The organism is Xanthobacter sediminis, assembly GCF_043195015.1.
In the GTDB taxonomy this organism is placed as follows: Bacteria; Pseudomonadota; Alphaproteobacteria; order Rhizobiales; family Xanthobacteraceae; genus Xanthobacter.
Genome location: NZ_JBAFWH010000002.1, coordinates 141,240 through 156,275, shown reverse-complemented (window position 1 = coordinate 156,275; position 15,036 = coordinate 141,240). Strand labels below are relative to the sequence as shown.

Sequence of the window (15,036 nt, the reverse complement as noted above, 5' to 3'; positions counted from 1 at the left end):
CCAAAAGACTTTCGCCACACCGAGCTACAGCGGCACCGGCCGCAACGGCCAGCCTCCCGCCGGAGCCCGCCGCCAGCTCCTGCAATACATCTCGCGCTACTCCGGCAGACGCAGCGAGACGTCTCCGGCAGTGATGATCTCGGCGATACCGTCGCGTCGGCGCAACATCATGGCGCCTCGGGCATCGATGTTCTCGAACCGGCCCACCACTTCACGCTCACCGATCTTGACGCTTACCTGATCCCCCATGCCGAGGGCATGCCGCATCCAGTCGGACCGGATGCCGGCGAAACCGGCGCCCGCATGCCACTGGTTGAGCCGCACCGCCATGGCGAGATCGAGCGCCTCCAGCAGGCGGTCTGGCGCCGTTGGCGCCCCCGCCTCTTCAAGGCTGGTGGCCCTGTAGGGGAGGTCCTCGGGATGGTGCAGGCAGTTCACACCGAAGCCGATGACCGCCGCAGGCCGGCCGTTCGCATCGGTACCGCCCTCGACCAAAATGCCCGCCAGCTTGCCGCCATGGAGCAGCAGGTCATTGGGCCACTTCAGCTTCAGCGCATCAGCGGGGATCTGCGGTGCAGCCGCGAGCGCCGCGTCACGCACCGCCAAGCCCGCCACGAAGCAGAGCTGGGCGAGATTGGCGAGCGGCGCCGGGTTGGGCAACACCAGCGTTGCGAAGAGATTGCCAAGCTCCGAGGTCCACGGCCGGCCGCGCCGCCCGCGCCCGGCCGTCTGGATATCCGCCACGAGCCAGACCGGCATGATCTCGCCCCGCGCAAGCCGGGCGAGACCCTCCGCATTGGTGGAGCCGATCTCGGTGAAGCGGATGATGGGAACCGTGGAACCCTGGAATTCGTATTGTGCCATCGATCAGAAAAGCGAGCGGGCGGCGGCCCCGGCCGCCTCAATGAGAGGAGCGGGATAGACGAAATAGAAGATGGTGAAAAGCCCACTCAGCGCAAGAACCGCCTTCAGCTCGGTCGGCATGGGATCGAACGCGTCCGCAGGCTCGTCGAAATACATGACCTTGACGACACGAAGATAATAATAGGCGCCGACGACCGACGCGAGCACGCCGATGACCGCGAGCCCATAGAGGCCGGCCTGGATGGCTGCGACGAAGACGTAGTATTTCGCGAGGAAGCCCGCGAGCGGGGGAATGCCCGCCAGCGAGAACATCAGCGCCGCGAACATGAGCGCCATCAACGGATTATTGCGCGCAAGGCCCGCGAGATCGTCGATGTTCTCAACAGCGCGGCCCTGCCGGCGCATGGTGAGCACGCATGCGAAAGAGCCCAGCGTCATCGCAACATAGATCGCGATATACACCAGCACGCCCCGCACGCCCTCGGCCGTGCCCGCCGCCAGACCAACGAGCGCGAATCCCATGTGGCCGATGGAGGAATAGGCAAGCAGGCGCTTGATGTTCCGCTGGCCGATAGCGGCGAAGGCGCCGAGCACCATCGAGGCGATCGAGACGAAAGCCACGATCTGCTGCCACTGCGAGGCGATGTGCGGGAACGCCTCCAGCACCACACGGATGAAGATGGCCATGCCGGCCACCTTTGGCGCGGTGGCGAAGAAGGTCGTGACCGGAGTAGGCGCGCCCTCGTAGACGTCCGGCGTCCACATGTGGAACGGCACCGCCGAGATCTTGAAGCACAGCCCGGCGAGCACGAACACGAGGCCGAAGATGAGGCCGATGCTCGGCTCCTTCACCACAGTCGCAATCACCTCGAAGTTCACCGAACCGGTGAAGCCGTAGACCAGAGACGCACCGTAAAGCAGCATGCCCGAGGACAGGGAGCCCAGCACGAAATACTTAAGGCCCGCCTCAGTGGAACGCACCGAGTCCCGGTTAATGGCGGCGAGCACGTAGAGCGAGAAGCTCATCAGCTCCAGGCCGAGGTAAAGCGCGATCAGATCGCCCGCCGACACCAGCATGCACATGCCGAGCGTCGCGATGACGAACAGCACCGAATATTCGAAGCGCGCGAGCTTCTCACGGTTTTGCCAATCCACCGCCATGATCAGCGAGACCGTGGCGCCGAGGATAGCGAGCCCCTTCATGAAGCGGCCGAACGGGTCGATCACCAGCGAGCCGTTGAAGGCGACCGTCTCGCCGCCCGGCCCGAGGAGCACCAGAACCCCGGCCGCCGCGAGCACGGCGATGGCAAGGCCGGTGATGAAATTGGCCGCCCCCTCGCCGCGCACCGCGCCGATGAGGATCAGCACGATGGCGGAGACGGCCAGCACCAGTTCGGGCAGGACCGCGCCGAGCGGAGGCAGGAGCTGCGTCATGACAACCTCGAAATCAAAAGGTGAGGAGGAGCGCGGTCTTCACCGCACCCGCCACCTGATCGGTGCGCGCGACGACCGCGTTCACCGCATGGGACGTCATGTCGAGGATCGGCGCCGGCCACACCCCGAACAGAATGGTGAGCACCACCAGCGGAACCATAATCACCACCTCGCGCGGCGACAGGTCCAGGATGTTCTTCAGGCTGTCCTTCTCAAGCTTGCCGAAGATCACCCGCCAGTAGAGGTAGAGCGCATAGGCGGCAGAGAGGATCACGCCAGTGGCCGCCAGGAAGGCCACCCACGTGTTCGCCTTGAACGCCGCAAGCATCGTGAGGAACTCGCCCACGAAGCCGGAGGTGCCCGGCAGGCCGATGTTCGCCATCGTGAAGATCATCATCACAGTGGCATAAAGCGGCATGCGGTTCACGAGGCCGCCATAGGCTGCGATCTCGCGGGTGTGCATACGGTCGTAGATGACACCGACGCACAGGAACAGCGCACCCGAGACGAAGCCGTGGGAAATCATGAGGAACATGGCGCCCTGAAGGCCCTGCTCGTTCATGGTGAAGATGCCCATGGTCACGAAACCCATGTGGGCCACCGACGAGTAGGCGATCAGCTTCTTGATGTCCTGTTGAACCAGGGCAACCAACGACGTGTAGATGATGGCCACCACCGAGAGGGTGAACACCAGCGGCGCGAAATAATGGCTCGCCTCCGGGAACATCGGCAGCGAATAGCGGATGAAGCCATAGCCGCCCATCTTCAGCAGGATGCCCGCCAGGATCACCGAGCCTGCCGTCGGCGCCTCCACGTGGGCGTCCGGCAGCCATGTGTGCACCGGCCACATGGGCATCTTCACCGCGAACGACGCGAAGAAGGCCAGCCACAGCCATGTCTGCATATGCGAGGGGAAGCCGTAGGTGAGCAGCGTCGGCACATCGGTCGTGCCCGCCTGCCAATACATGGCCATGACGGCCAGCATCATCAGCACGGAGCCGGCAAGGGTGTAGAGGAAGAACTTGAACGCCGCGTACACGCGCCGCGGTCCGCCCCATATGCCGATGATCAGGAACATCGGGATGAGGCCGGCCTCGAAGAAGAAATAGAACAGCACGAGGTCGAGCGCGCAGAAGGTGCCGATCATGAAGGTTTCGAGCACCAGGAAGGCGATCATGTACTCCTTCACCCGCTTATGCACGCTCTCCCAGGAGGCCAGGATGGCGAACGGCATGAGGAAGGTGGTGAGGATCACGAACGGCAGCGAAATGCCGTCGACGCCCATATGGTAGGCGGCGATATCGCCGAGCCACGCCTTCTTCTCAACGAACTGGAAGCCTGGCGCGGCCGGATCGAAGCCCGGCAGCAGCAGCAGGGACACCACGAAGGTCACCAGCGTCGTCCACAGCGCCACCCAGCGGGCGTTGCGGGCGGCCACCTCGTCGTCGCCGCGCACCACGAGGATGAACAGCGCGCCGACGAGGGGCAGGAAGGTGACGACGGATAGGATGGGCCAGTCGGTCATCGGCGTCACACTCCGGAGAACATGAACCAGGTGAGAAGGGCCGCGACGCCGATGAGCATCACGAAGGCGTAATGATAGAGGTAGCCGCTCTGCAGCCGCACCACGCGGCCGGTGACGTCGAGCACCCGTGCGGACACGCCATCGGGACCAAGGCCATCGATGATGGTGCCGTCACCCCGCTTCCAGAGCACCCGCCCGATCCACATGGCCGGACGGACGAACAGGAAATCGTAGAGCTCGTCGAAGTACCACTTGTTGAGCAGGAACCTGTAGAGGCCCGGAAGAGCCGACGCGAGCGCGGCGGGAAGCCGCGGGTTGGCCACGTAGAACCAGTAGGCGATCGCGAAGCCGATCACCATCATTCCCGTGGGTGCGAGCACGATCAGCTCCGGGATCTCGTGCATGGCATGGAGAATATGATTCTCCGCACCCATGAAGATCGAGGAGCGGAAGAAGGCGTGCACATCCTCCCCCACGAACACGCCGTAGAGCGCGAAGCCCACCACGACCGACCCGACGCCAAGCACCGCCAGCGGCAAAGTCATGACCAGGGGCGACTCGTGCGCGTGATCGTAATGATGCTGATCATGCGGCTTCCCATGGAAGGTCATGAATATCAGGCGCCAGGAATAGAAGGAGGTGAGCGCCGCCGCGAGCACAGTCATGGCCCAGCCATAGAGGGCGAAGGCATTGTGGCTGGCGTAGGCCGACTCGATGATGGCGTCCTTCGAATAATAGCCGGCGGTGAACGGGAAACCGGTGATGGCCAGGGTCCCGATCAGCATCATGGCGTAGGTGAAGGGCACCTTCTTGTAGAGGCCGCCCATGTGCCGCATGTCCTGCTCGTGGTGCATCGCGTTGATGACCGAGCCTGCGCACAGGAACAGCAGCGCCTTGAAGCAGGCGTGGGTCAGCAGGTGGAACATGCCCACCGAATACGCCCCCGCCCCCATGGCCGTAAACATATAGCCGAGCTGCGAGCAGGTGGAGTAGGCGATCACCTTCTTGATGTCGTTCTGCACCAGCGCAATCGTCGCCGCGAAGAAGGCTGTGGTCGCGCCGATCAGCATCACCACGTCGAGGGCGGTCGGCGACAGCTCGAAGATGGGCGACATGCGCGCCACCATGAACACGCCGGCGGTCACCATGGTCGCCGCATGGATAAGGGCGGACACCGGCGTCGGGCCCTCCATGGCATCCGGCAGCCAGGTGTGGAGCAGCAACTGAGCCGACTTGCCCATGGCGCCGACGAACAGCAGCAGCGCGATGACGGTCGGCGCATCCCAATTGTGGCCGAGGAAATTGATGGTCTTGCCGGCAAGCGAAGGCGCCGCCGCGAACACCTGATCGAAGGCGACCGAGCCGGTCATCACGAACACGGCGAAGATGCCCAGCATGAAACCGAAGTCGCCGACGCGATTGACCACGAACGCCTTCATGGCCGCGGCATTGGCGGAGGGCTTCTCGTACCAGAAGCCGATGAGCAGGTAGGACGCGAGGCCCACGCCCTCCCAGCCGAAGAACAGTTGCACCAGATTATCAGCCGTCACCAGCATCAGCATCGCGAAGGTGAACAGCGACAGGTAGGAGAAGAAACGCGGCCGGTGCGGGTCCTCGTGCATGTACCCCACGGAATAGAGGTGCACGAGGCTGGACACGGTGGTCACCACAATCAGCATCACCGCAGTGAGGCTGTCGATCCTCAGAGCCCAGTCGATCTTGAGGCCGCCGACATCAATCCATTCCAGAAGATGGATCCGAACTTCATGGTCGTCAAATCCGACGCTCACGAAAGTAATCCAAGCAAACAGGCAGGAGATGAACAGGAAAGTGGTGGTCACCACTTCGCTGGCGCGGGCGCCGATGGCCCGACCGAACAGCGCCGCGATGAGGAAGCCTGCGAGCGGCAGGAAGACGATCGCCTGATACATGGCCTCAACCCTTCATGGCGTTGATGTCCTCGACGGCGATCGAACCGCGGTTGCGGTAGAACACCACGAGGATGGCGAGGCCGATGGCCGCTTCGGCCGCCGCCACGGTGAGCACGAGCAGTGCGAAGATCTGCCCGGTGAGGTTCCCGAGGAAGGCTGAGAACGACACGAGGTTGATGTTCACCGACAGCAGGATCAGCTCAATCGACATCAGGATGACGATCACGTTCTTCCGGTTCAGGAAGATACCGAGCGTCCCCAGCGTGAACAGGATCGCCGCCACCGTCAGGTAGTGGGAAAGACCGATTTCCATGGCGACCCCCTCAGAGCCCCTGGCCGGGCCGCACCTTGACCACCTTGATGGCGGCCTCGGGCGTCCGCGCCACCTGGGCGGAGATGTTCTGACGCTTCACGTTCACCTTGTGGCGGAGCGTCAACACGATGGCGCCGATCATCGCCACCAGCAGAACGAAGCCCGCCGACTGGAAGTAGTAGATGTAGTCCGTGTAGAGCACCTTCGCGATCGCCTGCACATTGCCGACCTCGCTCACGTGCCCGGCCGCCGCGCCGGCGGAAACTGCGGCGGAAATGCCGGGGCCCGTGACCCAGGCCCCCACCACCAGCACCAGTTCGGCAAGGAAGATCAGGCCGATCAACACGCCGATGGGCAGGTACTGCAGGAAGCCCTGGCGCAGCTCAACGAAGTCCACATCGAGCATCATCACCACGAACAGGAACAGCACCGCCACCGCGCCAACATAAACCACGACCAGGATCAGACCGAGAAACTCGGCGCCGATCAGCAGGAACAGGCCCGCCGCATTCACGAAGGCGAGAATGAGGAACAAAACCGACTGCACGGGGTTTCGCGAGGAGATGACCATGAAGGCCGATCCCACCAGCACGAACGCGAAGAGATAGAAAAACGCTGCCGCGACACTCATGCGGAGAGCCCCCCTCTGCGCGCCAGTTCCGCGCTCGTTTGCGCCGCCTTGAGCGCCGCGCTGCCCCTCACGGACAGCGGCGCCCAGCGGCCGATGCGTCGATAGCTCTGACCCATCCCACAAGTCCACCGTTTCGAGCCCGGCCGCCCGACCGGCATTCCCGCGGGCGTGCCCTGCTCACAAGTCCAGTTCGAACGTTCCGGACCTGTCCTGGGGACCGCCCTTGCGTTCCTGCCGTGCTCATCACGGCGCCTCAACTTCTCGCCTCCGCCGGCTGACGCCGCCGCAGACGCCTGCTCAACGATACGGGGCATCGAGCGCGATGGACCGCGCGATCTCGCGCTCCCACCGGTCGCCGTTCGAAAGCAGCTTCTCCTTGTCGTAGTAGAGCTCTTCGCGCGTCTCGGTGGCGAACTCGAAGTTCGGCCCCTCCACGATCGCCTCCACCGGGCAGGCTTCCTGGCAGAAGCCGCAATAGATGCACTTGACCATGTCGATGTCGTACCGGGTCGTGCGCCGCGTGCCGTCGTTGCGGCGTGGGCCGGCCTCGATGGTAATGGCCTGCGCGGGGCAGATCGCCTCGCAAAGCTTGCAGGCGATGCACCGCTCCTCGCCGTTGGGGTAGCGACGCAACGCGTGCTCCCCGCGGAAGCGCGGCGACAGAGGCCCCTTCTCAAAGGGGTAGTTCAGCGTCGCCTTCGGCGCGAAGAAGTAGCGCATGGTGAGGGCGAAGGCGGAGACCAGCTCCGTCAGCAACAGGGCGCGCGCGGCCTGATCGAGCTTCATGGGCGCTCTCCCGCCGCCATCGGGCGGCTGATCTGAAGGTTCGGGTGCACGTTCATTGGGGCGCAGTCCCCGTGAAGTGCAGGACGCTGGCCACCACGACGACCGCCACCAGCGAGATGGGCAGGAACACCTTCCACCCGAGGCGCATGAGCTGATCGTAGCGGTAGCGCGGAACGATCGCCTTCGCCATGGCGAACAGGAAGAACATGAAGCTGACCTTCACGACGAACCACACCACCCCCGGCACCCAAGTGAAGGGTGCGAACGGCAGCGGCGACAGCCAGCCGCCCAGGAACAGGATGGTCGCCATGGCGCACATGGTGATGATGGCCACGTACTCGCCAAGCATGAAGAGCAGGTAGGGCGTGGAGCCATACTCGGTCATGAAGCCCGCAACCAGCTCCGATTCCGCTTCGACCAGATCGAAGGGCGGCCGGTTCGTCTCAGCCAGGGCCGAGATGTAGAAGATGACGAACATGGGGAACAGCGGCAGGAAGTACCAGTTCAGGAAGCCGAGCCGCCCGTTCTGCGCCTCCACGATGCCGCTGAGGTTCAGCGTGCCCGCGCACATCAGCACCGTGATGATGACGAAGCCGATGGAGACCTCGTAGGACACCATCTGCGCCGCAGAGCGCAGGGCGGCGAGGAAGGGATACTTCGAGTTCGAAGCCCAGCCGCCCATGATGATGCCGTAAACGCCGAGCGACGAGATGGCGAAAATGTAGAGCACGCCCACATTGATGTCGGCGATCACCCAGCCATCGGCGATCGGTACCACGGCCCAGGCCGCGAGCGCCAGCACGCAGGTCACCAGCGGCGCCAGCAGGAACAGCACCTTGTTGGCGCCGGCCGGGATGGTGGGCTCCTTCAGCACGAACTTGAGCAGGTCCGCGAACGACTGGAATAGGCCGAACGGCCCAACCACATTGGGGCCGCGCCGCATCTGCACCGCCGCCCAGATCTTGCGATCGGCGAGCAGGATGTAGGCGATGAAGATCAGGAGCGCCACCAGCAGAGCCAAGCTCTGGCCGATGATGATCAGTACCTGGATAAGGGTATCCTGCCAGCTCATCGGTGCTCTCGCCCCCTCACGCTTCCCGCGCGCAGGCCGTCGCCTGCGCCGGGCGCGCCGCTTGCGGCGCGAACTGTTGTGCTTCGTGACGAACCATGCGCCTCACTCCGCCGCCTCCGCGGCCGAAGCCGCGCGCAGGGCCGAGCACTCCGCCATGACGGCGGACGCGCGGGCAATGGGGTTCGTCAGATAGAAATCCGAAATGGCCGGCGCGAACGGCGCCTTGTCCACATCTCCGCCGAGCTTCGCCAATTTTGCGATGGCAGCGGCATCACCCGGCTCGATCTGGTCCACGCGGCCGAGATGCGGGTACGCCGCCATCAGCTTCGCACGCAGCGCCGTGACGCTGTCGAAGGGCAGCGTCTGGCCCAGCACCTCCGAAAGCGCGCGCAGGATCGCCCACTCCTCGCGAGCTTCCCCCGGCGGGAAAGCAGCGCGATTGGCGAACTGCACCCGGCCCTCGGTGTTCACATAAAGGCCCGACTTCTCCGTGTAGGCCGCGCCCGGCAGAATGACATCCGCCCGGTGCGCGCCGCGGTCGCCGTGGGTACCGATGTAGACAACGAAGGCACCCGGAGCGACGTCGATCTCGTCGGCCCCCACCAGGAACGCGACATCGAGCGCACCGGCAGCCGCCATGGCCTTCGCATTCAGCCCCTTCGCGCCCGGGACAGCGCCGACGTCCAGCGCGCCGACACGGGCGGCGGCGGTGTGCAGCACCCCAAAGCCGTTCCACCCGTCCTTCACCGCGCCGCACTCGGTGGCGACACGCGCCGCCAGCGAAAGCACCGCTGCGCCATCCGCGCGCGAGAGCGCACCCTGGCCGATGATGACCATCGGGCGCTCTGCCTGCTTCAGCACCTCGCCGAAGGCGCCAAGATGGGCGAGGCTGTCAGGGCCTGCACCGACATAATCGTAGGTGTAGGTCAGATCCACCTGCTGGCCGATGAGGCCAACCTTGAGCCCGCCCTGACGCCACCGCTTGCGGATGCGGGCGTTGAGCACCGAGGCCTCATGGCGCGGGTCCGTTCCCACGAGCAGAATCGCATCCGCATCGTCGATACCTGCGATGGACGGATTGAACACATAAGTGGCGCGGCCCAGCGCCGGATCGAGCGCCGCGCCGTCCTGGCGGGCGTCGATGTTGGCGCTGCCGAGCTTCGTCATCAGGCCCTTGAGCGCGAAGATCTCTTCCACGCTGGCGAGGTCGCCGATGAGCGCGCCGATCCGTTCGGGCTTCGCAGTCTTTACCCTGGCGGCGATGGCGACGAACGCCTCGTTCCAGGAGGCCGGAACCAGCCGCGTGCCCTTGCGCAGGTACGGCCGGTCGAGGCGCTGCACCTTCAGGCCGTCCCACACATAACGGGATTTGTCGGAGATCCACTCCTCGTTCACGAGGTCATTGACGCGCGGCAGGATGCGCATCACCTCGCGGCCGCGGGTATCCACGCGGATGTTCGCGCCCACCGCATCCATAACGTCGACGGACTCGGTCTTGATGAGCTCCCACGGCCGGGCGTGGAAGGCATATGGCTTATGGGTCAGCGCGCCCACGGGGCAGAGGTCCGCCACATTGCCCTGCATCTCCGAGCGCATGGCATGCTCGAGATAGGTCGTGATCTCCGTATCCTCGCCGCGGCCGATGGCGCCGAGGTCCGGCACGCCCGCCACCTCGGTAGTGAAGCGCACACAGCGGGTGCACTGGATACAGCGCGTCATGGACGTGCGCACCAGCGGGCCGATGTACTTGTCTTCCACCGCGCGCTTGTTCTCGGCGAAGCGCGAGGTATCGGCGCCGTAGGCCATCGCCTGGTCCTGCAGGTCGCACTCACCGCCCTGATCGCAGATAGGGCAATCCAGCGGGTGGTTGATGAGCAGGAACTCCATCACCCCTTCGCGCGCCTTCTTCACCATGGGGCTCTTGGTGAGCACCACGGGCGGCTCGCCGTTGGGGCCAGGGCGCAGATCCTTCACCGCCATGGCGCACGAGGCGGTGGGCTTGGGCGGACCGCCCTTCACTTCCACCAGGCACATGCGGCAGTTGCCGGCGATGGAGAGGCGCTCATGGAAGCAGAATCGCGGAATCTCGACCCCCGCCGCCTCGCACGCCTGAAGCAGCGTGAACTCGGCCGGGACATCGATCTCGGAGCCGTCGACGACGATCTTCGCCATCCCTTCCACCTCGCCTCTTGCCGCGCCCGGCGCGGACCCTGCTTCAGGCCGCCTCCGCGGCGGCCACCGGAACACCGAACCGCAAGAGATTGCCGTCCGGGTCCCAGACATAGAACTCGCGCATCCCCCATTCCCGGTCCGCGACCGGAGAGATGCGCCCGCCTTCCGCCGCGCCCGCGAATTCCGCGTGCATGGCGTCGATGTCGTCCACCCTTACGTAGGCCGACGTGGCTTCCGCGATCGCCCGGTCGGCGCACCGCCAAAAATGAAACTCCACATCGTCCCGGCCTACGATCGCGTAGCCGTCCATCACGAATTTCACCACAAATCCCAACCGGTCCCGATACCACTCTGCCGCCGCCTGCGGATCTGCGGCGGCGAAGGTGGGGCACAGCTGGGTGATGCGGCCCATCACCTCATTCCGCAGCCACCGGGTGCGGATGCGGATTGGCCGCATATTGCTCGATGCGCTCTTCGATCACATGACGATAGTGACGAATGAGCCCCTGCACCGGCCACGCCGCGGCATCTCCCAACGCGCAGATGGTGTGACCCTCGATCTGGGTCGTCACCTCCAGCAGCATGTCGATCTCGTGCTTGTGGGCGCGCCCCTCCGCCATGCGGTTCACCACGCGCCACATCCAGCCCGTGCCCTCGCGACAGGGCGTGCACTGGCCACAGCTCTCGTGCTTGAAGAAATACGAGATGCGCGCAATGGCCTTCACGATGTCCGTGGACTTGTCCATCACCAGCACGCCTGCGGTGCCGAAGGACGACTTCACGGCACGCAGGCCGTCAAAGTCCATAATGAGCTCTTCGCACTGCTCCGCAGGAACCACCGGGCACGAGGCACCGCCGGGGATGATGGCGAGCAAATTGTCCCAACCGCCCCGCACGCCGCCGCCATGCTTCTCGATGAGCTCGCGGAAGGTGATGCCCATGGCATCCTCCACCACGCACGGCTTGTTCACGTGTCCGGAAATGCCGTAGAGCTTCGTGCCTACGTTGTTCGGCCGGCCGATGGATGAGAACCACGACGCGCCCCGCCGCAGAATGGTGGGCGCCACCGCAATGCTCTCCACGTTGTTCACCGTGGTAGGGCAACCATAGAGGCCCATGTTGGCGGGGAACGGCGGCTTCAGCCGCGGCATGCCCTTCTTGCCCTCAAGGCTCTCCAGCAGCGCCGTTTCCTCACCGCAGATGTAGGCACCGGCGCCGTGGTGCACATAGAGATCAAAGGGATAATCGTGGACGTTGTTTTTCCCGAGGAGGCCAGCGGCATAGCACTCGTCGATGGCCTGCTGCAGGCGCTTGCGCTCATAAATGAACTCGCCACGCACATAGATGTAGGCCGCGTGCGCGCCCATGGCGAAGGAGGCGATCAGGCAGCCTTCGATCAGCGTGTGCGGATCGTTGCGCAGAATCTCGCGGTCCTTGCAGGTGCCGGGCTCGGACTCGTCCGCGTTCACCACCAGATAATGGGGCCGCCCATCCGACTGCTTGGGCATGAACGACCACTTGAGGCCGGTCGAAAAGCCGGCGCCACCACGGCCGCGCAGGCCGGAGGCTTTCATCTCGTTGATGATCCAGTCACGCCCCTTTTCCAGGATGGCCTTGGTGCCATCCCAGTGGCCGCGCGACATGGCGCCCTTCAGGCTGAAGTCCTGCAGGCCGTAGAGGTTCGTGAAGATGCGGTCCTTGTCGGCGAGCATGGTCATCACTCCCCGGCGGCCGGTGCAGGAGCGGAGGAGGTCTCCTCCTGCTTCGGCCGCGGCGCATAGATGGCGGGATCGGTGAGCGCGATCGGCCCGCCGATGGGCTCGCAGCCGTGACGGCCATTCTGCGGCCCAACCTTCACAGGGCGACCGGCAGCAAGATCATCCAGCAGCTTTTCCAGGCTCTCAGGCGTGAGATCCTCGAAAAAGTCATCGTTGATCTGGACCATGGGCGCGTTGGTGCAGGCACCGAGGCACTCCACCTCAAGCCAAGAAAAGGTGCCGTCGGCAGAGACGTGCCCCTGGTCGCCGATCCGGCGCTGACACACCACCTTGAGGTCGTCCGAACCGCGCAGCATGCAGGGGGTCGTGCCGCAGAGCTGCACGAAATACTTCCCCACCGGCGCAAGATTGAACATCGTGTAGAAGGTGGCTACCTCCAGCACGCGGATATGGGCCATACCCAGACGGTCTGCCACAGCGCGCAGTGCCGGCTCCGGCAGCCAGCCGCCAGCAGCCTTCTGCGTTTCCCACAGCAACGGAACAACGGCCGACGCCTGGCGCCCCTCCGGGTACTTCGCGATGAGCGCGCTCGCGATTGCCTCCAGCTCGGGGGTGAAGGCGAAGCTCTCGGGCTGCTCGGCAGCAAGGCGACGAACGGTCATCTCAGACCTCCAGGCCAGCGGCGGAGCCGGCCGCACAGCGGCGCTCACGCACGGGGCAGATGGCGGAAGGGCGGGACATCAGCGGTCCACCTCGCCGAACACGATATCGAGCGAGCCGAGGATGGCCGACACGTCGGCTAGCATGTAGCCGCGCGAGAGGAAATCCATGGCCTGCAGGTGCGCAAAACCGGGAGCGCGGATCTTGCAGCGGTACGGCTTGTTGGTCCCGTCCGACACGAGATACACGCCAAATTCGCCCTTCGGCGCCTCCACCGCGGCGTAAACGTCGCCCGCCGGAACATGGAAGCCCTCGGTGTGAAGCTTGAAGTGGTGGATGAGCGCTTCCATGGAGCGCTTCATCTCCCGCCGCGAAGGCGGGGAGACCTTGCCGTCGGAAGTGGAAACCGGCCCACCTTCCTTCAGCAATCGCTCCACGCACTGCTTCATGATCTTGGTGGACTGGCGCATCTCTTCCATGCGCACCACGTAGCGGTCGTAGCAGTCACCGTGGACACCCACGGGAATGTCGAACTCAAGCTCCGAATAGCATTCGTAGGGCTGGGCACGACGCAGATCCCAGGCCGCGCCAGAGCCGCGCACCATCACACCCGAGAAGCCCCAGGCCAGCGCGTCCTCCAGCGATACATTGCCGATGTCGACGGTGCGCTGCTTGAAGATACGGTTGCCCGTGACAAGGCGGTCCAGATCGTCGAGCACCTTGGGGAAGGTCTCGCAGAAGGTGCCGATATCCTCGACCAGCGCCCGCGGCAGGTCCTGATGGACACCGCCAGGACGGAAATAGGCGGCATGCATGCGGCTGCCAGAGGCTCGCTCATAGAAGATCATGAGCTTCTCGCGCTCCTCGAACCCCCACAGCGGCGGCGTCAGCGCGCCCACATCCATGGCGAACGTGGTGACGTTGAGAATGTGCGACAACAGGCGCCCGATCTCGGAATACAGCACGCGGATAAGCTGGCCGCGCTTGGGCACCTCGATCCCCAGGAGCTTTTCCACCGCCAGGCAGTAGGCGTGCTCCTGGTTCATGGGCGCGCAGTAATCCAGCCGGTCGAAATAGGGCACGGCCTGGATGTAGGTCTTGGATTCGATGAGCTTCTCGGTACCGCGATGCAGAAGGCCGATGTGCGGGTCCACCCGCTCCACCACCTCGCCGTTCAGCTCGAGCACCATGCGCAGCACGCCATGGGCCGCGGGATGCTGCGGGCCGAAATTGATCTTGAAGTTGCGGACCTTGTCGGCCGGCTTCAGCTCTTCGACGTCGGTTGCGAGTTCCTGTGCCATCGTTCGCTCCCTCAGCCGGCCTTCGATGCCTTCTCGTCGCCCGGCAGGACGTATTCCACGCCCTCCCATGGCGAGAGGAAGTCGAAGTTACGGAACTCCTGCGCAAGACGCACCGGCTCGTAGACGACGCGCTTCAGCTCGTCGTCATAATGCACCTCGACAAAGCCGGAGGTGGGGAAATCCTTGCGCAGCGGGTAGCCGTCGAAGCCGTAGTCCGTCAGCAGGCGACGCAGCTCGGGATGCCCGGTGAACAGGATGCCGTAAAGATCATAAGCCTCGCGCTCGAACCAGTTGGCGCCCGGAAACACGCCACAGATGGACGGCACCGGCCCCTCTTCATCCGTCTGCACCTTGAGACGGATGCGCAGGTTCTGCTTGAGCGAAAGAAGATGATAAACCACGTCGAAGCGCTTCTCGCGCTCCGGATAGTCGACCCCACATACATCCACGATGCAGTGGAACAGGCACGCCGGATCGTCGCGCAGGAAAGTGGCCACCTTCACGATCTGGGCCGGCTCCACCTCGAGGGTGAGCTCACCGAAGGCGACCTGCCAACCCTTCACCGCGCCCGAGAGGACGCCAGCGATGTGAGCGGCCAGATCTTTCAGGGTCTCGTCCATCTCAACAAT

At 64.5% G+C, this 15,036-nt stretch carries 14 protein-coding genes; all 14 read right to left on the bottom strand.

Annotated features, from left to right (window positions below):
* Window positions 1–96 precede the first annotated feature (96 nt).
* Window positions 97–864 carry a biotin--[acetyl-CoA-carboxylase] ligase gene (locus V5F61_RS02695; RefSeq protein ID WP_393987220.1) on the bottom strand — a complete coding sequence of 256 codons (768 nt, stop codon included), beginning with the start codon at window positions 862–864 and terminating at the stop codon, window positions 97–99.
* Window positions 865–867: 3 nt separating this feature from the next.
* Window positions 868–2,298 carry an NADH-quinone oxidoreductase subunit NuoN gene (nuoN, locus tag V5F61_RS02690; RefSeq protein WP_393987219.1) on the bottom strand — a complete coding sequence of 477 codons (1,431 nt, stop codon included), beginning with the start codon at window positions 2,296–2,298 and terminating at the stop codon, window positions 868–870.
* A 13-nt stretch (window positions 2,299–2,311) separates the two neighbouring features.
* On the bottom strand, window positions 2,312–3,823 hold the full coding sequence (locus tag V5F61_RS02685) for an NADH-quinone oxidoreductase subunit M (protein ID WP_393987218.1): 1,512 nt from the start codon (window positions 3,821–3,823) through the stop codon (window positions 2,312–2,314).
* 5 nt (window positions 3,824–3,828) lie between these two features.
* A complete protein-coding gene (gene nuoL, locus V5F61_RS02680) occupies window positions 3,829–5,754 on the bottom strand; it encodes an NADH-quinone oxidoreductase subunit L (RefSeq protein WP_393987217.1) in 1,926 nt (641 codons plus the stop codon).
* Window positions 5,755–5,758: 4 nt separating this feature from the next.
* Window positions 5,759–6,067 (bottom strand): NADH-quinone oxidoreductase subunit NuoK, encoded by a 309-nt coding sequence (nuoK, locus tag V5F61_RS02675; RefSeq protein WP_393987216.1) that lies wholly within the window; start codon window positions 6,065–6,067, stop codon window positions 5,759–5,761.
* A gap of 10 nt (window positions 6,068–6,077) precedes the next feature.
* Entirely contained in the window at window positions 6,078–6,698 is a 621-nt protein-coding gene (locus tag V5F61_RS02670) for an NADH-quinone oxidoreductase subunit J (protein ID WP_393987215.1), read from the bottom strand.
* A gap of 297 nt (window positions 6,699–6,995) precedes the next feature.
* Window positions 6,996–7,484 carry an NADH-quinone oxidoreductase subunit NuoI gene (nuoI, locus tag V5F61_RS02665; RefSeq protein WP_393987214.1) on the bottom strand — a complete coding sequence of 163 codons (489 nt, stop codon included), beginning with the start codon at window positions 7,482–7,484 and terminating at the stop codon, window positions 6,996–6,998.
* Between the two features lie 52 nt (window positions 7,485–7,536).
* Window positions 7,537–8,556, bottom strand: a complete 1,020-nt coding sequence (nuoH, locus tag V5F61_RS02660) for an NADH-quinone oxidoreductase subunit NuoH (protein WP_393987213.1) — start codon at window positions 8,554–8,556, stop codon at window positions 7,537–7,539.
* A 102-nt stretch (window positions 8,557–8,658) separates the two neighbouring features.
* Window positions 8,659–10,728: an NADH-quinone oxidoreductase subunit NuoG gene (gene nuoG / locus V5F61_RS02655; protein ID WP_393987212.1), complete on the bottom strand. Its 2,070-nt coding sequence runs from the start codon at window positions 10,726–10,728 to the stop codon at window positions 8,659–8,661.
* Window positions 10,729–10,771: 43 nt separating this feature from the next.
* Window positions 10,772–11,140 carry a bleomycin resistance protein gene (locus V5F61_RS02650; protein WP_393987211.1) on the bottom strand — a complete coding sequence of 123 codons (369 nt, stop codon included), beginning with the start codon at window positions 11,138–11,140 and terminating at the stop codon, window positions 10,772–10,774.
* A 4-nt stretch (window positions 11,141–11,144) separates the two neighbouring features.
* The gene (gene nuoF, locus V5F61_RS02645) at window positions 11,145–12,440 is read right to left on the bottom strand and encodes an NADH-quinone oxidoreductase subunit NuoF (RefSeq protein WP_393987210.1); all 1,296 of its coding nucleotides are present in this window, start codon (window positions 12,438–12,440) and stop codon (window positions 11,145–11,147) included.
* Between the two features lie 5 nt (window positions 12,441–12,445).
* Complete coding sequence (gene nuoE, locus V5F61_RS02640; protein WP_393987209.1) at window positions 12,446–13,108, bottom strand: NADH-quinone oxidoreductase subunit NuoE; 663 nt, start codon at window positions 13,106–13,108, stop codon at window positions 12,446–12,448.
* Between the two features lie 78 nt (window positions 13,109–13,186).
* Window positions 13,187–14,407, bottom strand: a complete 1,221-nt coding sequence (locus V5F61_RS02635) for an NADH-quinone oxidoreductase subunit D (RefSeq protein ID WP_393987208.1) — start codon at window positions 14,405–14,407, stop codon at window positions 13,187–13,189.
* Window positions 14,408–14,418: 11 nt separating this feature from the next.
* Window positions 14,419–15,027 (bottom strand): NADH-quinone oxidoreductase subunit C, encoded by a 609-nt coding sequence (locus tag V5F61_RS02630; protein WP_393987207.1) that lies wholly within the window; start codon window positions 15,025–15,027, stop codon window positions 14,419–14,421.
* Between the last annotated feature and the right edge of the window lie 9 nt (window positions 15,028–15,036).

Excerpts from the sequence above, each read along its gene's own strand:
- V5F61_RS02695 (WP_393987220.1), bottom strand. The coding sequence starts at position 864 with ATGGCACAATACGAATTCCAGGGTTCCACGGTTCCCATCATCCGCTTC.
- nuoN (WP_393987219.1), bottom strand. The coding sequence starts at position 2,298 with ATGACGCAGCTCCTGCCTCCGCTCGGCGCGGTCCTGCCCGAACTGGTG.
- V5F61_RS02685 (WP_393987218.1), bottom strand. The coding sequence starts at position 3,823 with ATGACCGACTGGCCCATCCTATCCGTCGTCACCTTCCTGCCCCTCGTC.
- nuoL (WP_393987217.1), bottom strand. The coding sequence starts at position 5,754 with ATGTATCAGGCGATCGTCTTCCTGCCGCTCGCAGGCTTCCTCATCGCG.
- nuoK (WP_393987216.1), bottom strand. The coding sequence starts at position 6,067 with ATGGAAATCGGTCTTTCCCACTACCTGACGGTGGCGGCGATCCTGTTC.
- V5F61_RS02670 (WP_393987215.1), bottom strand. The coding sequence starts at position 6,698 with ATGAGTGTCGCGGCAGCGTTTTTCTATCTCTTCGCGTTCGTGCTGGTG.
- nuoI (WP_393987214.1), bottom strand. The coding sequence starts at position 7,484 with ATGAAGCTCGATCAGGCCGCGCGCGCCCTGTTGCTGACGGAGCTGGTC.
- nuoH (WP_393987213.1), bottom strand. The coding sequence starts at position 8,556 with ATGAGCTGGCAGGATACCCTTATCCAGGTACTGATCATCATCGGCCAG.
- nuoG (WP_393987212.1), bottom strand. The coding sequence starts at position 10,728 with ATGGCGAAGATCGTCGTCGACGGCTCCGAGATCGATGTCCCGGCCGAG.
- V5F61_RS02650 (WP_393987211.1), bottom strand. The coding sequence starts at position 11,140 with ATGGGCCGCATCACCCAGCTGTGCCCCACCTTCGCCGCCGCAGATCCG.
- nuoF (WP_393987210.1), bottom strand. The coding sequence starts at position 12,440 with ATGCTCGCCGACAAGGACCGCATCTTCACGAACCTCTACGGCCTGCAG.
- nuoE (WP_393987209.1), bottom strand. The coding sequence starts at position 13,108 with ATGACCGTTCGTCGCCTTGCTGCCGAGCAGCCCGAGAGCTTCGCCTTC.
- V5F61_RS02635 (WP_393987208.1), bottom strand. The coding sequence starts at position 14,407 with ATGGCACAGGAACTCGCAACCGACGTCGAAGAGCTGAAGCCGGCCGAC.
- V5F61_RS02630 (WP_393987207.1), bottom strand. The coding sequence starts at position 15,027 with ATGGACGAGACCCTGAAAGATCTGGCCGCTCACATCGCTGGCGTCCTC.